At 69.7% G+C, this 19,143-nt stretch carries 15 protein-coding genes and 2 tRNA genes; 6 read left to right on the top strand and 11 right to left on the bottom strand.

Annotated features, from left to right (window positions below):
* Positions 1–80: 80 nt before the first annotated feature.
* Both QT196_RS13745 and QT196_RS13750 read right to left on the bottom strand, forming a co-directional pair.
* Positions 81–1,538 (bottom strand): penicillin-binding transpeptidase domain-containing protein, encoded by a 1,458-nt coding sequence (locus QT196_RS13745; RefSeq protein WP_266730971.1) that lies wholly within the window; start codon positions 1,536–1,538, stop codon positions 81–83.
* A gap of 234 nt (positions 1,539–1,772) precedes the next feature.
* On the bottom strand, positions 1,773–4,421 hold the full coding sequence (locus QT196_RS13750) for a valine--tRNA ligase (RefSeq protein ID WP_168479113.1): 2,649 nt from the start codon (positions 4,419–4,421) through the stop codon (positions 1,773–1,775).
* A gap of 164 nt (positions 4,422–4,585) precedes the next feature.
* Here QT196_RS13750 and QT196_RS13755 point away from each other — a divergent pair, with 164 nt between their 5' ends.
* Positions 4,586–5,590, top strand: a complete 1,005-nt coding sequence (locus tag QT196_RS13755; protein ID WP_290354987.1) for a hypothetical protein — start codon at positions 4,586–4,588, stop codon at positions 5,588–5,590.
* A 93-nt stretch (positions 5,591–5,683) separates the two neighbouring features.
* On the opposite strand, the gene clpX is transcribed toward QT196_RS13755, so the two are convergent.
* From clpX to QT196_RS13780, 5 genes are all read right to left on the bottom strand, one after another.
* The gene (clpX, locus tag QT196_RS13760) at positions 5,684–6,967 is read right to left on the bottom strand and encodes an ATP-dependent Clp protease ATP-binding subunit ClpX (RefSeq protein WP_168479115.1); all 1,284 of its coding nucleotides are present in this window, start codon (positions 6,965–6,967) and stop codon (positions 5,684–5,686) included.
* A 170-nt stretch (positions 6,968–7,137) separates the two neighbouring features.
* Positions 7,138–7,815, bottom strand: a complete 678-nt coding sequence (locus QT196_RS13765) for an ATP-dependent Clp protease proteolytic subunit (protein WP_168479116.1) — start codon at positions 7,813–7,815, stop codon at positions 7,138–7,140.
* 64 nt (positions 7,816–7,879) lie between these two features.
* Positions 7,880–8,482, bottom strand: a complete 603-nt coding sequence (locus QT196_RS13770) for an ATP-dependent Clp protease proteolytic subunit (protein WP_030283915.1) — start codon at positions 8,480–8,482, stop codon at positions 7,880–7,882.
* A 288-nt stretch (positions 8,483–8,770) separates the two neighbouring features.
* Entirely contained in the window at positions 8,771–10,183 is a 1,413-nt protein-coding gene (tig, locus tag QT196_RS13775; protein ID WP_266730977.1) for a trigger factor, read from the bottom strand.
* A gap of 234 nt (positions 10,184–10,417) precedes the next feature.
* Positions 10,418–10,494 (bottom strand) — tRNA-Pro (locus QT196_RS13780).
* Between the two features lie 182 nt (positions 10,495–10,676).
* Between QT196_RS13780 and QT196_RS13785 the strand changes: the two genes are divergently transcribed.
* Both QT196_RS13785 and QT196_RS13790 read left to right on the top strand, forming a co-directional pair.
* Positions 10,677–10,747, top strand: a tRNA-Gly gene (locus QT196_RS13785).
* Positions 10,748–10,859: 112 nt separating this feature from the next.
* Positions 10,860–11,237, top strand: a complete 378-nt coding sequence (locus QT196_RS13790; protein WP_085925661.1) for an arsenate reductase family protein — start codon at positions 10,860–10,862, stop codon at positions 11,235–11,237.
* 44 nt (positions 11,238–11,281) lie between these two features.
* Here the strand turns inward: QT196_RS13790 and QT196_RS13795 are convergent, their stop codons facing one another.
* A complete protein-coding gene (locus QT196_RS13795) occupies positions 11,282–11,476 on the bottom strand; it encodes a hypothetical protein (protein WP_042154793.1) in 195 nt (64 codons plus the stop codon).
* 595 nt (positions 11,477–12,071) lie between these two features.
* On the opposite strand from QT196_RS13795, the gene QT196_RS13800 reads away from it, so the two are divergent.
* Positions 12,072–13,235 carry an acyltransferase family protein gene (locus tag QT196_RS13800; protein ID WP_290354988.1) on the top strand — a complete coding sequence of 388 codons (1,164 nt, stop codon included), beginning with the start codon at positions 12,072–12,074 and terminating at the stop codon, positions 13,233–13,235.
* A 174-nt stretch (positions 13,236–13,409) separates the two neighbouring features.
* On the opposite strand, the gene QT196_RS13805 is transcribed toward QT196_RS13800, so the two are convergent.
* On the bottom strand, positions 13,410–14,555 hold the full coding sequence (locus QT196_RS13805) for a PP2C family protein-serine/threonine phosphatase (protein WP_266730982.1): 1,146 nt from the start codon (positions 14,553–14,555) through the stop codon (positions 13,410–13,412).
* 126 nt (positions 14,556–14,681) lie between these two features.
* On the opposite strand from QT196_RS13805, the gene QT196_RS13810 reads away from it, so the two are divergent.
* Positions 14,682–15,911: a GNAT family N-acetyltransferase gene (locus QT196_RS13810; RefSeq protein WP_168479119.1), complete on the top strand. Its 1,230-nt coding sequence runs from the start codon at positions 14,682–14,684 to the stop codon at positions 15,909–15,911.
* A 41-nt stretch (positions 15,912–15,952) separates the two neighbouring features.
* Here the strand turns inward: QT196_RS13810 and QT196_RS13815 are convergent, their stop codons facing one another.
* Complete coding sequence (locus QT196_RS13815) at positions 15,953–16,774, bottom strand: Fpg/Nei family DNA glycosylase (RefSeq protein ID WP_168479120.1); 822 nt, start codon at positions 16,772–16,774, stop codon at positions 15,953–15,955.
* Positions 16,775–16,844: 70 nt separating this feature from the next.
* On the bottom strand, positions 16,845–17,330 hold the full coding sequence (locus QT196_RS13820) for a ribose-5-phosphate isomerase (RefSeq protein ID WP_042154804.1): 486 nt from the start codon (positions 17,328–17,330) through the stop codon (positions 16,845–16,847).
* Between the two features lie 211 nt (positions 17,331–17,541).
* On the opposite strand from QT196_RS13820, the gene QT196_RS13825 reads away from it, so the two are divergent.
* Positions 17,542–18,996, top strand: a complete 1,455-nt coding sequence (locus QT196_RS13825) for an amino acid permease (RefSeq protein WP_168479121.1) — start codon at positions 17,542–17,544, stop codon at positions 18,994–18,996.
* Positions 18,997–19,143 lie beyond the last annotated feature (147 nt).

The following is a 19,143-nucleotide window of genomic DNA, read 5'->3' on the forward strand; positions in this document are numbered from 1 at the left end:
CCGCGGCCAGGGGCGGCCGGCCCGGCCCGCGCCCCGGCGTGCGCCCCTGCGCCGGGGGCCGCGGACCGGGGCCGGGCGGGCTACGACGGCAGCGCCGCCTTCATCATGGCCCGCGCGATCGGGCCCGCCAGCCCGTTGCCGGAGACCTCGTTGCGGGCCGCGTGCCCGTCCTCGACCATCACGGCCACCGCCACCCGGTGGCCCTTGCCGTCCTCGGCGTACGAGACGAACCAGGCGTAGGGCGTCCCGCTGTTGTCGACGCCGTGCTGAGCGGTGCCGGTCTTGCCGCCGACGGTCAGTCCGTCGATCTTCGCGCCGGAGCCGGTGCCCTTGTCCACGACCGTCTGCATCGCCGACCGCAGCTGCTGGGCCGTGCGCGCCGACATGGCCTGGTCGTCGCCGTACGTCTTCGGCTCGTTGTCCTGGACGGTGTTGCCGCCGCCATCGGTCAGCTTGTCGACCAGCTGCGGGGTCTTCAGCTCGCCGCCGTTCGCGATGGCCGAGCTGACCATCGCCATCTGGAGCGGCGTCGCCTGGTCGTCGAACTGGCCGATCCCGGACAGCGCGGTCTGCGCCTCGTCCATGTTCCCGGGGTAGACGCTCTTGCCGGCCCGCACCGGGGTGTCCACCTTGCCGTCGTTGAAGCCGAACTTCTCGGCCTGCGCCTTCACCTTGTCCTTGCCCAGGTCAACGGCCATCTTCGCGAAGACGGTGTTGCAGGAGTACTGGAGCGCGGTGCGGATGTCCGCGTTCTTGCAGGGCGCGGCGGCGTTCTCGTTGGTGAGCTTGGTGTGGGTGTTCGGGAGGGTGTACGGGTCGGGGCTGTGGGTGGGCTCGTCCACCGAGGAGTACAGCCCGTCCTCCAGGGCGGCCGCGGCGACCACCAGCTTGAAGGTGGAGCCGGGCGGCAGCGGCTGCCGCAGCGCCCGGTTGACCTCGGGGTCCTCGGTGTCGCCGGACATCTTCCGCCACGCCTTCTGGTCGGCGCCGCCGGACCCGGCGAAGGTCCCCGGGTCGTACGACGGGGTGCTGACCATGCCCAGGATCCGCCCGGTGGCCGGGTCCATGGCGACGGCGGCGCCCTTCTTGCCGTCCAGCGCCCGGTAGCCGGCCTTCTGCACCGCGGCGTCGATGGTGGTGGCCACATCGCCGCCCTTGGCCCGCTCGCGGGTGAGCGCGTCGGCGGGGGTCTGGAGCCGGCTGTCGGAGCCGTCCAGGAGGTCGCCGTAGAGGCTCTCCAGCTGGTTGCTGCCGAAGATCTGCGAGGTGAAGCCGGTGACCGGCGCGTACAGCGGGCCGTCCTTGTAGGTGCGCTTGTACTTCAGCGTGTCGGAGGTGGCGGCGGAGCCGGTGACCGGCTCCCCGCCGACGAGGATGTTGCCCAGCGGCGCGGAGTACTTGCCGATCGTCACCCGCGGATTGTGCGGGTCCTCCTTGTAGTCGCTCGCCTTGGCGCCCTGGAGCCAGGTCACCCAGCCCATCAGCGCCACGATCAAGGCCAGACAGAAGACCGCGGCCCGTCGCAGGGGTTTGTTCATCGGGCGCGGCTCCTCAGGTACGGGACGTGCGGTGCTGCCGCCACTACGGCATTCCGGTCCACCGTGCCTCGGCCAGATGAGAGCGCGATGAGAACGCCCGGACCGCCGCCCGCACCGCCGCACGTCCCCCCGCCCGGCCCCTGCCCGCCGGGGCCCCGGCCCGTCGCGGACCGCCCCGGCAACGGCGCAGGCCCCCCGCCCGTACGGACGAGGGGCCTGCCGGGTCTGCCGCGGTTACGCCTTCGGCAGGGCCGCCAGCTGCGCGGTGATCCGGACGATGTCCGCCTCCGCGGCCTCCAGCCGGCCGCGGATCTTGTCCACGACCTTCTCCGGCGCCTTGGCCAGGAACGCCTCGTTGCCGAGCTTGCCGGTGGCCTGCGCCTTCTCCTTCTCGGCCGCGCCCAGGTCCTTCGTCAGGCGCTTGCGCTCCGCCTCGACGTCGATGGTGCCGGACAGGTCCAGGGCGACCGTGGCGCCCGCGACTGGCAGCGAGGCGGTGGCGCTGAATTCCTCACCGGCCGGCTGAAGCCGCAGCAGCGAGCGCATCGCGGCCTCGTGCGCGGCCAGCGCCGTACCGGACAGGTCCAGCTGGGCCGGGACCTTCTGGCCGGGCTGGAGCCCCTGGTCGGAGCGGAACCGGCGGACCTCGGTCACGACCTGCTGAACGGTCTCGATCTCCCGCTCCGCCGCCGCGTCCCGGAAGCCGCCCGGGGCCTCGGCCCCAGGAATGACCACAGCCTTCGGCCACTCGGCGATCACGACCGACTCACCGCCGGTCAGCGTCGTCCACAGGGTCTCGGTGACGAACGGGACGATCGGGTGCAGCAGTCGCAGGGTGACGTCCAGGACCTCGCCCAGCACCCGGCGCGAGACCTCGGCGGCCGGGCCGCCCGCCATGAACGTCGTCTTGGACAGCTCGACGTACCAGTCGAAGACCTCGTCCCACGCGAAGTGGAAGAGGGTGTCCGACAGCTTCGCGAACTGGTAGTCGTCGTAGTAGGCGTCGACCTCGGCGACGACCGAGTTCAGCCGGGACAGGATCCACCGGTCGGTCGCCGACAGCTGCTCGGCGGGCGGGAGTTCGCCCTCCACCGTCGCACCGTTCATCAGCGCGAAGCGGGTGGCGTTCCAGATCTTGTTGGCGAAGTTACGGGAGCCCTGGACCCAGTCCTCGCCGATCGGGACGTCGACACCGGGGTTGGCGCCCCGGGCGAGCGTGAACCGGACGGCGTCCGAGCCGTAGGAGTCCATCCAGTCCAGCGGGTTGACCGCGTTCCCGAAGGACTTGGACATCTTCTTGCCGAACTGGTCGCGGACCATGCCGTGCAGCGCGATGGTGTGGAACGGCGGGGTGCCGTCCATCGCGTACAGCCCGAACATCATCATCCGGGCGACCCAGAAGAAGAGGATGTCGTAGCCGGTGAGCAGGACCGAGTTCGGATAGAACTTCTCGACACTGGGGGTCTGCTCGGGCCAGCCGAGCGTGGAGAACGGCCACAGCCCGGAGGAGAACCAGGTGTCCAGGACGTCGGTGTCCTGGTGCCAGCCCTCGCCGCTCGGCGGCTCCTCGTCCGGTCCGACGCAGACGACCTCACCCTCCGGCCCGTACCAGACCGGGATGCGGTGGCCCCACCACAACTGCCGCGAGATGCACCAGTCGTGGAGGTTGTCGACCCAGCCGAAGTAGCGGGACTCCATCTCCTTGGGGTGGATCTTGACCTTGCCGTCGCGGACCGCGTCCCCCGCGGCCTGCGCCAGCGGGCCGACCTTGACCCACCACTGCATCGACAGCCGCGGCTCGATGGTGGTCTTGCAGCGCGAGCAGTGCCCGACGGAGTGGGTGTACGGGCGCTTCTCGGCGACGATCCGGCCGTCGGCGCGCAGCGCACCGACGATCGCGGAGCGGGCCTCGAAGCGGTCCAGGCCCTGGAAGGGGCCGTGCGCCGTGATGACACCGCGCTCGTCGAGGACGGCGAGGTTGGGCAGCCCGTGGCGGCGGCCGATCTCGAAGTCGTTCGGGTCGTGGGCCGGGGTGACCTTGACCGCACCGGTGCCGAACTCCGGGTCGACGTGCTCGTCGGCGACGACCGGGATCCGGCGGCCGGTCAGCGGCAACTCGATCTCGGTGCCGACGAGATGGGCGTACCGCTCGTCCTCCGGGTGGACGGCGACCGCGGTGTCACCCAGCATCGTCTCGGCCCGGGTGGTGGCGACGACGATCGAGGCGTCGCCCTCCCCGTACCGGATGGAGACCAGCTCGCCGTCGTCGTCCTGGTACTCCACCTCGATGTCCGAGATGGCGGTCAGACAGCGCGGGCACCAGTTGATGATGCGCTCGGCGCGGTAGATCAGCTCGTCGTCATGGAGCCGCTTGAAGATCGTCTGGACGGCCTTGGACAGGCCCTCGTCCATCGTGAACCGCTCGCGCGACCAGGCGACACCGTCGCCCAGGCGCCGCATCTGGCCGGAGATCTGGCCGCCGGACTCGCCCTTCCACTGCCAGACCCGCTCGACGAACGCCTCACGGCCCAGGTCGTGCCGGGAGACGCCCTCCTTGGCGAGTTCCCGCTCGACGACGTTCTGGGTGGCGATACCGGCGTGGTCCATGCCCGGCTGCCAGAGCGTCTCGTAGCCCTGCATGCGCTTACGGCGGGTGAGCGCGTCGATGAGGGTGTGCTCGAAGGCGTGCCCCAGGTGCAGGGAGCCGGTGACGTTCGGCGGCGGGATGACGATGGTGTACGGCGGCTTGTCGCTCTTCTCGTCCGCCTCGAAGTAACCCCGCTCCACCCAGCGCTCGTACAGCGGCCCCTCTACATCGGCCGGCGTGTACTGAGTCGGCAGTTCGGGGGCGCTGTGCTTGCTCTGCTGAGAGTTCTCGGTCACGCCGGACAGTGTACGGGCGCGGATGTAGCAGCTTCGAATCGGTTTCGCCCCCGGGGCAACGGCTGTCAGCGGCGTCGTACAGGATGTCGGCAGCGCATCAACAGCACCCAGAACTTCACACGCAGCACTCAACTGATTTCAGTTGTCACGAGGGGAACCGCTCCATGAGCTTCAACCAGCCGCCTCCCGGCCCGTACGGCCAGCAGCCCCCGCAGCCGGGTCCGTACGGCCAGCCGCAGCAGCCACCGGCCCCCCAGCCCGGTTACGGCTACCCGCAGCAAGGCGGCCAGGTGCCTCCTCAGCAGGGCTACGGCTACCCCCAGCAGGCCGGCCAGGCGCCCCCTCAGCAGGGCTACGGCTACCCCCAGCAGGCCGGCCAGGCGCCCCCTCAGCAGGGCTACGGCTACCCCCAGCAGGCCGGCCAGCCCTACGGCCAGCAGGCCCCGTACGGCGGCCAGCAGACCCCCTACGGCGTGATCCCGCAGGGCCCGGAGGAGAGCGGCGGCAACGGGAAGAAGATCGGCCTGATCGTCGGCGCGGTCGCCGTCGTCGCGGCGATCGGCGTGGGCGCGTACTTCGTCTTCGGCTCGGGCGGAGACGTGGCCCCCTACACGATCTCCCTCCCGGACAAGCTGCTGAACGCGGAGTACAGCAAGGTGCCGGACAGCCCCGGCGCGAACCCGCAGAAGGACTTCTCCGATGACAAGGAACTGCGGGCGATGGGGATCACGGACGCCACCGCCGTCCAGGGCGGGTACGCCAACGCCGCCAAGCAGGTACTCGCGGTGGTGGGCGTCTACGGCACGGTGAACGACCCGGAGACCGCCGTGGACCAGACGTTCGCCAAGCTCGAGGAGAACCAGAAGAAGAACCCGAGCGCCTCCCGCGCCAAGATCGAGACGGTCACGCCGGTCACCGAGTTCTCGCCGGACGGCTTCGACGGCGCGGTGATGAAGTGCAAGGTGCAGAAGGCGACCGTCACGATGAGCGGCGTCACCGCGTCCCAGCAGGTCTCCGTCTGTATCTGGGGCGACAGCAGCGCGATCGGCATCGTGCAGTCCCAGCCCGCCTCGGCGACCAACGGCGCCGCCGGCTCCCAGCCGCTGACCGCCGAGCAGCTCTCCGTGAAGACGGCCAAGCTCCGCGACGAGGTCCGCAAGGAGAAGTAGGCACCCCGGGGGCGCGTCCGGCGGCGCCCCCACACACCACCGCCCGGCAGCGTTCCCGCTGCCGGGCGGTTCGGTATCAGCTGCGGGCGCGTCCTACGCGCTCTTCTCCTGCGGCTCGCCCGACTCGCCGCGGCTGCGCGGGACCAGGGTCGGGTTGACGTTCGAGTGGACGACGTCCTCGGTGATGACGACGCGGGCCACGTCCTTGCGGGACGGGATCTCGTACATCACCGCCTGGAGGACCTCCTCCATGATGGCGCGCAGACCACGGGCGCCGGTGCCGCGGAGGATGGCCTGGTCGGCGATGGCCTCCAGGGCCGGCCGGTCGAAGTCCAGCTCCACGCCGTCGAGTTCGAAGAGGCGCTTGTACTGCTTGACGAGCGCGTTGCGCGGCTCGACCAGGATCTGGAGCAGCGCCTCGCGGTCGAGGTTGTGGACCGAGGTGAGGACGGGGAGGCGGCCGATGAACTCCGGGATCATCCCGAACTTCACCATGTCCTCCGGCATCACGTCCTGGAGCTGGTCCTTGGACTCGATCTCGCGCTTGGAGCGGATCGTGGCGCCGAAGCCGATGCCCTTGGCGCCGGACCGGGACTCGATGATCTTCTCCAGGCCGGCGAAGGCACCGCCCACGATGAACAGCACGTTGGTGGTGTCGATCTGGATGAATTCCTGGTGCGGGTGCTTGCGGCCGCCCTGGGGCGGGACCGAGGCGGTGGTGCCCTCCAGGATCTTCAGCAGGGCCTGCTGGACGCCCTCGCCGGAGACATCGCGGGTGATCGACGGGTTTTCGCTCTTCCGGGCGACCTTGTCGATCTCGTCGATGTAGATGATGCCGGTCTCGGCCTTCTTGATGTCGAAGTCCGCGGCCTGGATCAGCTTGAGAAGGATGTTCTCGACGTCCTCACCGACATAGCCGGCCTCCGTCAGCGCCGTGGCGTCGGCGAACGCGAAGGGGACGTTGAGCATCCGGGCGAGGGTCTGGGCGAGCAGCGTCTTGCCGGAGCCGGTGGGGCCCAGCAGCAGGATGTTGGACTTGGCGAGCTCGATGCCCTCCTCGCCGCGGCCGGGGCCGTTCTCGCCCGCCTGCACCCGCTTGTAGTGGTTGTAGACGGCGACCGACAGGGCCTTCTTGGCGGGGTCCTGGCCGACGACATAGCCGTTCAGGAACTCGTAGATCTCCCGCGGCTTGGGGAGCTCCTCCCACCGCACCTCGGAGGTCTCGGCGAGCTCCTCCTCGATGATTTCGTTGCAGAGGTCGATGCACTCGTCGCAGATGTACACACCAGGTCCCGCGATGAGCTTCTTCACCTGCTTCTGGCTCTTCCCGCAGAATGAGCACTTGAGCAGGTCGCCGCCGTCACCGATGCGTGCCACGAGGTGCTTCCCCTTCGCCTGGGATCCGTATTGCTCCACGGACCCGGGTGCTTGCCTATCGACGGTACCTTGCCGGGCCCCCCGTACGGGCCCCCCTTGGACGGACTCGGTTCACTCCGTCCCGAACCGGTCCAAGGGGGCAACGCTCCGGCTCATTTCGCGAAAGATCGCTAGCCGATCGAGACCGACGACTTCCGCGTCGAGACGATCTGGTCGACCAGACCGTACGCCAGGGACTCCTCGGCCGTCAGGATCTTGTCACGCTCGATATCGTCCCGGATCTTCTCGATCGGGGTGGTGGAGTGCTTGGCCAGCAGCTCCTCCAGCTGCGAACGCATCCGCAGGATCTCGTTGGCGGCGATCTCCAGGTCGGAGACCTGACCGCGGCCGGTCTCGCTGTACGGCTGGTGGATCAGGACCCGGGCGTTCGGCAGCGCCATCCGCTTGCCGGGGGTGCCGGCGGCGAGCAGCACGGCCGCGGCGGAGGCCGCCTGGCCCATGCAGACCGTCTGGATGTCCGGCTTCACGAACTGCATCGTGTCGTAAATGGCGGTGAGCGCCGTGAAGGAACCGCCCGGGGAGTTGATGTAGATCGAGATGTCCCGGTCCGGGTCCATCGACTCCAGGCACAGCAGCTGCGCCATGACGTCGTTGGCCGACGCGTCGTCGATCTGCACGCCGAGGAAGATCACGCGCTCTTCGAACAGCTTCGCGTACGGGTCGTACTCGCGCACGCCCTGCGAGGTGCGCTCGACGAAGCGCGGGATGATGTAGCGGGACTCGGCGCGCGGGCCGGAAAACTCGGACTCGGCGCCCTCGTAGAGGCGGCTGCCGGGGAAGTTGTTCATCGTGGTGTTCACCGTCCTGGTGGCGATCAAGTGGGCTGGGGGCTGAAGGGCGAGTGGTACGGGCTCAGGCGCCCGTGCCGCCCCCGCCCGGAACGCCGGCGGCGGAGGTCATGACATCGTCGATCAGGCCGTATTCCTTGGCCTCATCGGCGGAGAACCAGCGGTCGCGGTCGGAGTCCTGGGTGATCCGCTCGACGGTCTGACCGGTGTGGAAGGCCGTCAGCTCCGCCATCCGCTTCTTGGTGTGCAGCAGCCGCTCGGCGTGGATCTTGATGTCCGACGCGGAGCCGGCCAGGCCCGCGGAGGGCTGGTGGATGAGGATCTCGGCATTCGGCAGCGCGAAGCGCTTGCCCGGGGTGCCGGCGCTCAGCAGGAACTGTCCCATGGAGGCGGCGAGGCCCATCGCGATCGTCACCACGTCGTTCTTGATGTACTGCATGGTGTCGTAGATCGCCAAGCCGGCCGAGATCGAGCCGCCCGGGGAGTTGATGTAGAGGAAGATGTCCTTGTCCGGGTCCGCGGCGAGGAGAAGCAGCTGCGCGGTGATCTTGTTGGCGATGTCGTCGTCGACCGGCTGGCCGAGGAAGATGATCCGCTCGCCGAGCAGCCGGTTGTAGACCTGGTCGCCGAGGCCACCGAAGGTCGGCTCAGCGGCGGCGGAAGGCATCGGGATCGTCACGTGTCCACCTGCTCGTTGTCGGACGGCTCCAGGCCGTCTCAGCGTCGTCTTCTGGGGCGCGGGGATCGGCGCCGTGTGTCGCCCCGGCGCGGTTTCAGGGACTCCCCTGCCCTCGTATCTACGGACCCTAACGCGCAGGTCGGACAACGCCATCCCGCATCGATAACTGTTCGCTGTGAGCGCAGGCTCACCGGCCCGGTACGAGTACGGGCCCGAACACGCGGACGTGCGTGTTCGGGCCCGTAATCAACGGTCTTCGCGCGAGGCGACCGAGGCTCAGACCTCGGGCTTCTCGTCGGCGTCCGCGGCCTCGGCGGCCTCGGCGTCGACGGTCTCGGCGTCGACGGTCTCGGCGTCGACGGTCTCGGCGGTCTCGTCCTCGTCGTCGAGGTCGATGACCTCGCCGTTGCTGTCCTTGACCGTGGCGGCCTCGACGACGACCGCGAGGGCCTTGCCGCGGGCGACCTCACCGACGAGCATCGGCACCTGGCCGCCCTCGACGACGGCCTGGGCGAACTGGTCGGGGGACATACCGGAGGACTGCGCGCGGCGCATGAGGTGCTCGGTGAGCTCCTCCTGGCTGACGTTCAGCTTCTCCTTGTTGACCAGCTCGTCCAGGATGAACTGGGTCTTGATGCCCTTCTCGGCCTGCTCCTTGGTCTCGGCGTCGAACTCTTCCTCGCTCTTGCCCTGGATCTCCAGGTACTTCGCGAGGTCGAGGCCCATCTGGCCGAGCTGGTGGTTGACCAGGTTGTGCTTGCGGGTCTCGATCTCGTCCGCGAGCAGCTTCTCCGGCATCGGCACCTCGACGAGCTTGAGCAGCTCGTCCAGGACCTTCTCCTGCGCCTGGGTGGCCTGGTCGTACTTCTTCATCTGCGCAAGGCGCTTGCGGCTGTCGGCGCGCAGGTCCTCGAGGGTGTCGAACTCGCTCGCCAGCTGCGCGAAGTCATCGTCCAGCTCGGGCAGTTCGCGGGACTTGACCTCGGTGACCTCGACCTTGACCTCGGCCTCCTTGCCCTCGGCGGAGCCGCCCTTGAGCTCGGAGGTGAAGGTGGCGGAGTCGCCGGCCGCGACGCCGGTGACGGCCTCGTCGATGCCGTCGAGGAGCTCACCGGAGCCGACGGTGTAGCTGACGCCCTCGGCGACGCCGTCCTCCAGGACCTCGCCGTCCACCTTGGCCTCGAGGTTCAGCGTCAGGACGTCGCCGTCCTGGGCGGCGCGCTCGACCGGGGCGGTCGTGGCGAAACGCTCCCGCAGCTGCTCGACGGACTTGTCGATGTCCTCGTCCGACACCTCCACGGCGTCGACCTCGACCTCGATGCCGGAGTAGTCCGGGATCTCGAGGGCGGGACGGATGTCGACCTCGGCGGTGAAGGCCAGCAGCTCGCCGTCCTTCAGCTCGGTGATGTCGACCTCAGGCTGGCCGAGGACGTTGAGCTCACCCTCGTTGACCGCCTCGGTGTAGAACTTCGGGAGCGCGTCGTTGACGGCCTCCTCCAGCACGGCACCGCGGCCGAACCGCTGGTCGATGACGCGCGCCGGGATCTTGCCCTGGCGGAAGCCCTTCACCGTGACCTGCTGGTTGATCTTCTTGTACGCCGCGTCGAGGCTGGGCTTGAGCTCCTCGAAGGGCACCTCGACAGTGAGCCGAACCCGAGTCGGGTTCAGGGTCTCCACGGCGCTCTTCACGGTTCGGTCTCCTTGGGGCTGACTTCTGGGGTTCTGCTTGAGATCCGCCCGTATCCGGCTGTTCCGGTACCGGCCGATCACGCCCGGTACACAGACACACGGGCACGCAGCTTGCATAGTAACCGCAAGGAGGATGACGCCCACAACGCGATCTTGAACAGCGGCCGGATCAGGCGGCGCCGCGAGAGCGAGATGGGGTGGCGCCCGACGGTGCCGTCGGGCTGACCTGTCTACTGGTCGGGGTGGCCGGATTCGAACCGACGACCTTCCGCTCCCAAAGCGGACGCGCTACCAAGCTGCGCCACACCCCGTCGGTGCGACACGTAGGGTACATGGCCGACGGCGCTCCGGCTGCAAGTTATCGGGGCGTCCGGTGGCGGGACATGGGGGCGTACGCGGCGACGCGCACCGTCCTCGGGAAGGGACGTGCGGCGCACCGCCGCGACCCGCTAGGATGCACTGCGTGCCGAGATCCGTGCGATCTGTGGCGCTTGCGGGCGTAGCTCAATGGTAGAGCCCCAGTCTTCCAAACTGGCTACGCGGGTTCGATTCCCGTCGCCCGCTCGCATGAGGAAACCCCAGGCCGGCGGCCTGGGGTTTTCCGCTTTCCGGAGCGCGCCGCCGGATGCCGGCACACCTCTTCGCTCCGCGGTCGCGGGTCCATAAGGTGGTCGGCATGGAGATCTGGCTCAATCCCGCGTGTTCCAAGTGCCGTTCCGCCGTGGAGATCCTCGACGGGGCGGGCGCCGACTACACCGTGCGCAAATATCTGGAGGACCCGCCGAGCGCCGGTGACCTGCGGGACGTGCTGACGCGGCTGGGTCTGGAGCCCTGGGACATCACCCGGACCCAGGAGGCCGAGGCCAAGGAGCTGGGGATCGGGGACTGGGAGCGCACCGACGCCGCGCGTGAGCGGTGGATCGCGGCGCTGGCGGCGCACCCCCGGCTGATTCAGCGGCCGATCATCACCGCGGACGACGGTTCGGCGCTGGTCGGACGCAGCGAGGACGCCGTACGCGAGGCGGTGGCGCGGGCCGGGGGCGGGGCCTCGTAGGACGGGGACCGTGAGCGGCGCCTGACGGAGGGCCGGCGGACCACCTAGAAGGTGATGTGGTTGATGGTGTCCGCCAGGGAGTTGAGGAACTTGTTGATCGACGGCGCCACGCCCGTGGAGGCGAGGAAGAAGCCGAACAGTATGGCGACGAGCGCCGGACCTCCCTTGATCGACTTTCCTCTGATCAGCACGATCAGGATGATCCCCAACAGCAGCACAACTGACAGCGAAAGAGCCACAACTGATCACACCCTCGGTCGGAACGCCTCACCGGCCCGGGGGCATGCCGCGCACACCCCCCTGCACCCATCGTGCCACCAACTCCATGCCCATCGCAGGCCGGTGACGAATCATCGGCCAACGCTTTGCCCGATTCCGGCCGCTGGTGGCTGAGGGGCCACGGCGGGGTGACCTACAGGTGACGAGCGGGCGACGGTGCGGGGCCGGGGCGGCTGTGGCGCAAGGCCGGGAAATTTTCCCCGCCTGACGCGGCGTCGATAATTTCTGCCGATCATTCCCCCGCGGCATTCCGATCATTTCCCGGCCCGCGGGAATAGGGAATTCGTGGCATCCGTCACTGCTTTACGGGCCGCTTCGAAGGCTTATTAGCATTCGGACATAAGACTAAGGAATGGGACATTCCCCCAGAGTCGTTTGCGGGGGATACGACCCGATTTGGCGGGATGAAAGAGGGCGAAGCGGACAGCCTGGCGGCGGTTCTGCCCCGGCGATTGCGGATTTTATCCGGGTGCTCTCCGGAGCGGCACCCAACCAAATAACGAAGGGGCCGCACACGGTTTTACGCGCCCGCCGACCGCCGCTATCGTGCGTCAAATGTTTCCCGCTGCCCCGACACCCCGACGCGCCATGCCCCCTGCCCAGCGGGCGGCGGGTACGGACCGGACCGGGCCCACGGCTCAGCCGTCCGGTGCGCCGGAGGGCGCGGCGGCGCCCGCTCCGAAGAGCGGTGGCCGTAACCCGTTCTTCGACAACGCGAAGTACCTGGCCATCGTGCTGGTGGCGATGGGGCACGCATGGGAGCCGCTGACCGACGGGAGCCGGGCGGCCGAGGCGTTCTACATGACCGTCTACACCTTCCACATGCCGGCCTTCATCATCATTTCCGGTTACTTCTCGCGCAGCTTCGACATGCGCAAGGACCGGTTGCAGCGGCTGGTCACGGGGGTCGCGGTCCCCTACATCCTCTTCGAGACCGCCTATGCCTTCTTCAAGCGCTGGGCGGACGACGACCCCGGGCACCCCATCAGCCTGCTCGACCCGTGGTTCCTGACGTGGTTCCTGGTGGCCCTGTTCATCTGGCGGCTGACCACCCCGCTGTGGCAGGTCGTGCGCTGGCCGATTCCGCTCGCGGTGGCCATCGCCGTACTCGCCTCCGTGTCACCGGACATCGGCGACGATCTGGACCTCCAGCGGGTGCTCCAGTTCCTGCCGTTCTTCGTCCTGGGACTGGCGCTGCGGCCGGAGCACTTCAAGCTGGTGCAGCGGCGGGCGGTCCGGATCGCCTCGCTGCCGATCTTCGCCGCGGCGCTGGTGATGGCCTACTGGGCGGCGCCCCGGATGTCCTCGGCGTGGTTCTACCACCGGGACAGCGCCCAGGAACTGGGCACCACCTGGTGGATCGGCGCGGTCATGACGCTTGCGCTCTTCGGCTGCTCGATCGTGATGGTGGCCTGCTTCTTCGCCTGGGTGCCGACCCGGCAGACCTGGTTCACGGTGCTGGGCGCGGGGACGCTCTACGGCTATCTGCTGCACGGCTTCCTGGCCAAGGGCTCGCGGTTCTGGGGCTGGTTCGACGACTACGCCTGGCTGCACACCCCGCTCGGCGAGATCGCGGTGACGCTGATCGCGGGCGGCATCGTGACGGCCCTGTGCACCCCACCGGTCCGCCGGGTGTTCCGCTTCGCCATGGAGCCGACGATGGCCTGGGCGTTCCGGAAGGACCCGGCCGATACGGCACGGGCCCGCGTCAGCGCCTGAGCGCCCGTGCTTTCCGGCCGGGGCGTGACGCGGTCGGTTCACGCCATGGCGTGGGCGGTGCACCGGCACCCGCGGCGCCCTGCGGACGGCCGCGGAAACGGCTGAAGTACGCCCCCGGGGAGAGCCGTCCGACGGGCCGCCGGCCCCTCCGCCGCCCCTCCGGCGCCGTCCCCATTACGCGTCCCGGCAGATCAGCAGCAGCGCCCGGTCGTCGTTGACGTCCTTGGCGACGGCCTCGATCAGATGCCAGGCGGCGCCCGCGAAACCGCCGGTGACATAGCGGTCGGCCTCGCCGGTCAGCCGGTCGATGCCCTCCGCGATATCGCGGTCGGCGGCCTCGACCAGGCCGTCGGTGAACAGCATCAGCACATCGCCGGTCCGCAACGTGCCCTTGACGGGGTGGAACTGGGCACCGTCGTAGACGCCGAGCAGCGGCCCGTCCCCCGCCTTCTCCTCCCAGCGGCCGGTGCCGGCGCTGAGCTGGAGGGCCGGCAGATGTCCGGCGGAGAGGAGTTCGTAGTCGCCGGATTCCAGGTCGAGGACGAGGTGGATGGAGGTCGCGAACCCCTCGTCCCAGTCCTGGCGCAGCAGATAGCCGTTGGCGGCGGGCAGGAAGCCGTGCGGCGGCAGCGAGCCGAGCAGGCCTCCGAAGGCGCCGGACAGCAGCAGGGCGCGGGAGGCCGCGTCCATGCCCTTGCCGGAGACATCGGTCAGCACCACTTCGAGGATGGTGCCGCCGTGGGTGCGGGAGGCCACCACGAAGTCGCCGGAGAAGGACTGTCCGCCGGCCGGGCGCAGCGCCATCTCGTGGTGCCAGCCCTGCGGCAGCTTGGGCAGCTTGCTCTGGACGCGGATGCGTTCGCGCAGGTCGAAGAGCATGGTGCCGCCGCGCCGCCAGGGCACCCCGACCCGGCTGCGGAACTGCGCGATGAGCAGCCCGAAGAGCCCGACCGCGGCGACGACCAGGACGGTGCCCGGAGTGATCCGTTCCGGGCCTTCGTCGTACGGGCCGAACAGCGCGGACTCGACGACCAGCGCGGTCGCCGAAGCGCCGTACAGGACGAGGAGGTTGGCCGGCCGCAACAGCAGTCCGCCGGCGATGACCGGGAGGACCAGCGCCGTCGGGGCGATCCATTCCGGCCACCAGAGTGTGCCCGCGGCGATGGCGGGTATGGCGATGAGCAGGGCGGCCAGCGCGAACCGGTCGGAGCCCTCACCGCGGAAGTAGTCGACACCGGCCTTGCGCACGCCGATGCGGGCCCGGTGCAGTCCTTTGTGCATCCGGGCCGTCAGGGTTTCCGTTCCCTGGCCGCTTGTCATTGCTCTGGGACCTTATCCACCCGTTCGGCGGTGCGTCGATTCGCCGCACGTCGGCCTGGAAAATTCCCGGGAAACCCCGTTCGAAATGCGGTCGCGCCGCTATGGAGTGTGCGCTAGGGATGTTCCATGGCCACGGAATTACGGATGTTGCGGGATGTCGAATGGGACGCCTGGTCGGACACGCTGAACCGGGCTTTCGGCAAGCCGCCGCCGGGCCCTGAGCAGCGGGCTCTCCGGCGGGAGCTCACCGAGACCGGCCGCTCGTTCGGCGTCTGGGACGGCGCGGACTGTGTGGCCACGGCGGGGGCGTTCTCCTTCGGGCTCACCGTGCCGGGCGGCGCCGAAGTGCCGGTGGCCGGGGTCACGATGGTCAGTGTGCGGCCGACGCACCGCCGCCGCGGGCTGCTGCGGGCCATGATGCGGCACCAGTTGGCGGACGTCCGGGAGCGCGGGGAGCCGCTGGCGGTGCTGACGGCGTCGGAGCCGGCCATCTACGGCCGGTTCGGCTACGGTCCGGCGACCCTGGACCTGCAGCTGACCGTGGACACCGTGCGGCTGCCCGCTCCCGAACTGCCCGGTATGGACGAGGTGCGGCTGCGGCTGGCGGAGCCGGCGGCCGCGCTGGCGGAGTGCGAGCGGGTCTATGCCCGGCTGGTGCCCGCCCGGCCGGGGATGCTGGCGCGGCGGCCCGGCTGGGACCGGCGCGCGGTGCTGGACCTTCCGGGCGACCGGGCGGGGGCCGGGGAGCTCCAGTGTGTGCTGGCCGAGGTGGACGGCGAGGTGCGGGGCTATGCGCGCTTTGCCGTCAAGGTGGTCTGGGAGGACGCCGGGCCGGCGGGCGTGGTGCGGGTGCGGCACGTGGAGGCACTGGACCCGGTGGTGTACGCGGCGCTGTGGCGCTTTCTCTTCGGGATCGATCTGACGTCGTCGGTGTCGGTGCACACCCGGCCGGTGGACGACGCGCTGCCGCATCTGGTCGGGGACATGCGGCGGTGCGGTCTCGTGCTGCGGGAGTCGCTGTTCGTCCGGCCGGTGGAGGTGGGCGCGGCGCTGGCGGCGCGGACGTACCGGACGCCGGTGGATGTGGTGCTGGAGGTCGCGGACCCGTTCTGCCCGTGGAACGAGGGGCGCTGGCGGCTGACCGGCGACGGGACCGGGGCGGTCTGTGCGCGGACCACGGACCCGGCCGAGCTGGCGCTGTCCGTACGGGAGCTGGGGTCGGCGTATCTGGGCGGGTTCCCCCTGGTGTCGCTGGCGGCGGCGGGCGCCGTCCGGGAGCTGCGGCCGGGTGCGCTGGCGGCGGCCTCGGTGGCGTTCGGGTCGGACGTGGCGCCCTGGTTGCCGCACGGGTTCTGAGGCTTCCCGTCCGGTGCGGCGGCCAGGGCGGCAACGGACCGTCAGCCGCCGCCCGTGCCCGGCTGACAGCCCGGGCACCAGAAGAGGTTGCGGGCGGCGAGACCGGCGGTGCGGATCTCGCTGCCGCAGATGTGGCAGCCCTGGCGGGCGCGGCGGTAGACGTAGACCTCGCCGCCGTGATCGTCGACCCGGGGCGGGCGGCCCATGGCCTCCGGCAGATGCTCCGGGCGGACGGTGTCGATCCGGTTGTGCCGGACGCCCTCGGCCATCAGGAACACCAAGTCGGCCCAGAGGGCGTCCCATTCGGCGCGGGTGAGGTCACGGCCGGCGCGGTAGGGGTCGATCCCATGACGGAAGAGGACCTCGGCGCGGTAGACGTTGCCGACGCCGGCGATCACCTTCTGGTCCAGCAGCAGCGCCGCGATGGTCGTCCGGCTGCGGGAGATCCGCTGCCAGGCGCGGGTGCCGTCGTCCTCGGGGCGCAGCGGGTCGGGGCCGAGCCGGTCGTGTATCGCGTGCTTCTCGGCGTCGGTGATCAGTGCGCAGGTGGTGGGGCCGCGGAGGTCGGCGTACGCGGTGGGGTTCACCAGGCGCAGGCGCACGGTGTCGGTGGGCGGCGGGGCGGGGGCCGCGCCGAAGCCGAGCTTGCCGAACAGGCCGAGGTGGACATGGACCCAGCGGGCGGGGCCGAAGCCCAGGAAGAGGTGCTTGCCGTGCGCCTCGGCGCGGGTCATGACCTGGCCGTCGATGAGGGCCGCACCGTCCGCGAACTTGCCCTGCGGACTGCTCACCCGGACCGGTTCGCCCTCGAAGCGGGAGCGGTGGTCCAGGGCGAGGCGGTGGATCGTATGCCCCTCGGGCACGGAGGTCCTCCAGTGGGCGCGCCCGCCCGCCCCGGCGGCCGGGGCGGGCGGGCGGCGGGGTGAACGGGGGTCAGCCCTGCGGGTGGTGGGCCGGGATGGCGGGCAGCTCGCCGGTGGTCTCGTAGGCCGAGAGCATCTCGATGCGGCGGGTGTGCCGCTCCTCACCCGAGTACGGGGTGGCGAGGAAGATCTCGATGAACTTGGTCGCCTCCTCCTCGGTGTGCATCCGGCCGCCCACGGAGATGACGTTGGCGTTGTTGTGCTCGCGGCCGAGCTTGGCGGTCTCCTCGCTCCAGGCCAGCGCGGCCCGGACGCCCTTGACCTTGTTGGCGGCGATCTGCTCGCCGTTGCCGGAGCCGCCGATCACGATGCCGAGGCTGTCCGGGTCGGCTGCGGTCTTCTCCGCGGCGCGCAGGCAGAACGGCGGGTAGTCGTCCTGGGCGTCGTAGATGTGGGGTCCGCAGTCGACGGGCTCGTGGCCGTGGGCCTTGAGCCACTCGACGAGGTGGTTCTTGAGGTCGAAACCGGCATGGTCGGAACCGAGGTACACGCGCATGCGATGAGTGTGACACGCCCGCCGCCGGGTAGGCGCGGCTGGGTCTGCCCAGGGGTCCGTGTACGGAACGCCCCCCGCGCCTTCCGTCCGCAAGGGGATCGCGTAACCATCCAGGGTTTCCCTCAACAATCCGGCTGCAGACCTTCCAATCCACGGTTAACGAAGATCTAATGCGAGAGATCCCATCCGCGAACCACGAAGGACGGTGCTCATGGGCGCGCACCCGCCTACCACCAAAACGGTCCCCATCGCCGGCGAACCCGGCAGCGGATCCACCGGGGGGCAGTCACAGGACGGGCTGCAAGCAGGACTGAAGAACCGCCATCTGTCGATGATCGCCATCGGCGGGGTCATCGGCGCCGGTCTGTTCGTCGGCTCCGGCGCCGGGATCGCGGCCGCCGGTCCGGGCATCCTGCTCTCGTACGCGCTGACCGGCCTGCTGGTCGTGCTCGTGATGCGGATGCTGGGTGAGATGGCCGCGGCCTCTCCCACGTCGGGGTCGTTCTCCGCCTACGCGGACCGGGCGCTGGGCCGCTGGGCCGGTTTCACGATCGGCTGGCTGTACTGGTTCTTCTGGTCGGTCGTGCTGGCCGTCGAGGCGACCGCGGCCGCCGCGATCCTCACCGGCTGGGTGCCGGCCGTCCCGCAGTGGGCCTGGGCGCTGCTGGTGATGATCGTGCTGACCGGCACCAACCTGGTCTCGGTCGGCTCGTTCGGTGAGTTCGAGTTCTGGTTCGCCGGGATCAAGGTCGTCGCGATCGTCGTCTTCATCGTGGTCGGTGCGCTGGCGATATTCGGGCTGCCGCCGGGCGGTGACCCGGTCGGCACGGAGAATCTGACCGGGCACGGCGGCTTCCTGCCGCACGGTCCGGGGGCGATCCTCTCCGGCATGCTGCTGGTGGTCTTCTCCTTCATGGGCAGCGAGATCGTCACGCTGGCGGCGAGCGAGTCGCCGAACCCCGTGCAGGCCGTCCGCAAGGCCGTGAACAGCGTCATCTGGCGGATCGCGCTCTTCTACCTCGGCTCGATCGCGGTGATCGTGACGCTGCTGCCGTGGGACGCCAAGGCGGTGGCGAAGAGCCCGTACGTGGCCGTGCTGGAGTCGCTGGACATCCCGTACGCGGGCACCGTGATGGACGTCGTGGTGCTGACCGCGGTGCTGTCGTGTCTGAACTCCGGGCTCTACACCGCCTCCCGGATGGCGTTCTCGCTCGGCCAGCGCGGGGATGCGCCGAAGTCGTTCGCCACCGTCAACAAGGGCGGCGTCCCGGCGGTCGCGATCTACGCTTCGGTCGCCTTCGGCTTCATCGCGACGATCTTCAGCTACACCTCGAAGGACACCATCTTCGAGTTCCTGCTGAATTCGTCGGGCGCGGTGGCGCTGTTCGTCTGGCTGGTCATCTGTCTCTCGCAGCTGCGGATGCGCCGGATCATCGAACGGGAGACGCCGGAGCGGCTGACGGTGCGGATGTGGCTGTACCCGTGGCTGACGTACGCGACGATCGGGCTGATCCTCTTCGTCATCGGCTACATGTTCTACGACCCGGACGGGCGCAAGCAGATGGTGCTGTCGGTGATCGCGGCCGTGGTCGTGCTGGCGATCGGCCTGATCCTGGACCGGCGCCGGCCGCGGGAGCGGGACGCGGTCGAGGCCGGGGGCGCGTAACGCCGTACAGCGGCAGAGAAGAGGGCGGGGCCCACACCGGATCGGTGCGGGCCCCGCCCTCTTCGTATCGGGCACCTCAACCATCAATTGAGGAACCCCGACGGCGATCAGCCACCTCCGCGAGAGCGGCGGCGGATTAGCCGCAAA

This window comes from Streptomyces sp. P9-2B-2 (assembly GCF_030406865.1).
Taxonomy (GTDB): domain Bacteria; phylum Actinomycetota; class Actinomycetes; order Streptomycetales; family Streptomycetaceae; genus Streptomyces; species Streptomyces platensis.

What these genes read in the sequence shown, in the direction of transcription:
- QT196_RS13805 (WP_266730982.1), bottom strand. Translation starts at nt 14,555, where the DNA reads ATGACAAGCGGCCAGGGAACGGAAACCCTGACGGCCCGGATGCACAAA.
- QT196_RS13810 (WP_168479119.1), top strand. Translation starts at nt 14,682, where the DNA reads ATGGCCACGGAATTACGGATGTTGCGGGATGTCGAATGGGACGCCTGG.
- QT196_RS13790 (WP_085925661.1), top strand. Translation starts at nt 10,860, where the DNA reads ATGGAGATCTGGCTCAATCCCGCGTGTTCCAAGTGCCGTTCCGCCGTG.
- QT196_RS13745 (WP_266730971.1), bottom strand. Translation starts at nt 1,538, where the DNA reads ATGAACAAACCCCTGCGACGGGCCGCGGTCTTCTGTCTGGCCTTGATC.
- QT196_RS13800 (WP_290354988.1), top strand. Translation starts at nt 12,072, where the DNA reads ATGTTTCCCGCTGCCCCGACACCCCGACGCGCCATGCCCCCTGCCCAG.
- QT196_RS13770 (WP_030283915.1), bottom strand. Translation starts at nt 8,482, where the DNA reads ATGCCTTCCGCCGCCGCTGAGCCGACCTTCGGTGGCCTCGGCGACCAG.
- QT196_RS13825 (WP_168479121.1), top strand. Translation starts at nt 17,542, where the DNA reads ATGGGCGCGCACCCGCCTACCACCAAAACGGTCCCCATCGCCGGCGAA.
- QT196_RS13755 (WP_290354987.1), top strand. Translation starts at nt 4,586, where the DNA reads ATGAGCTTCAACCAGCCGCCTCCCGGCCCGTACGGCCAGCAGCCCCCG.
- QT196_RS13820 (WP_042154804.1), bottom strand. Translation starts at nt 17,330, where the DNA reads ATGCGCGTGTACCTCGGTTCCGACCATGCCGGTTTCGACCTCAAGAAC.
- QT196_RS13765 (WP_168479116.1), bottom strand. Translation starts at nt 7,815, where the DNA reads ATGAACAACTTCCCCGGCAGCCGCCTCTACGAGGGCGCCGAGTCCGAG.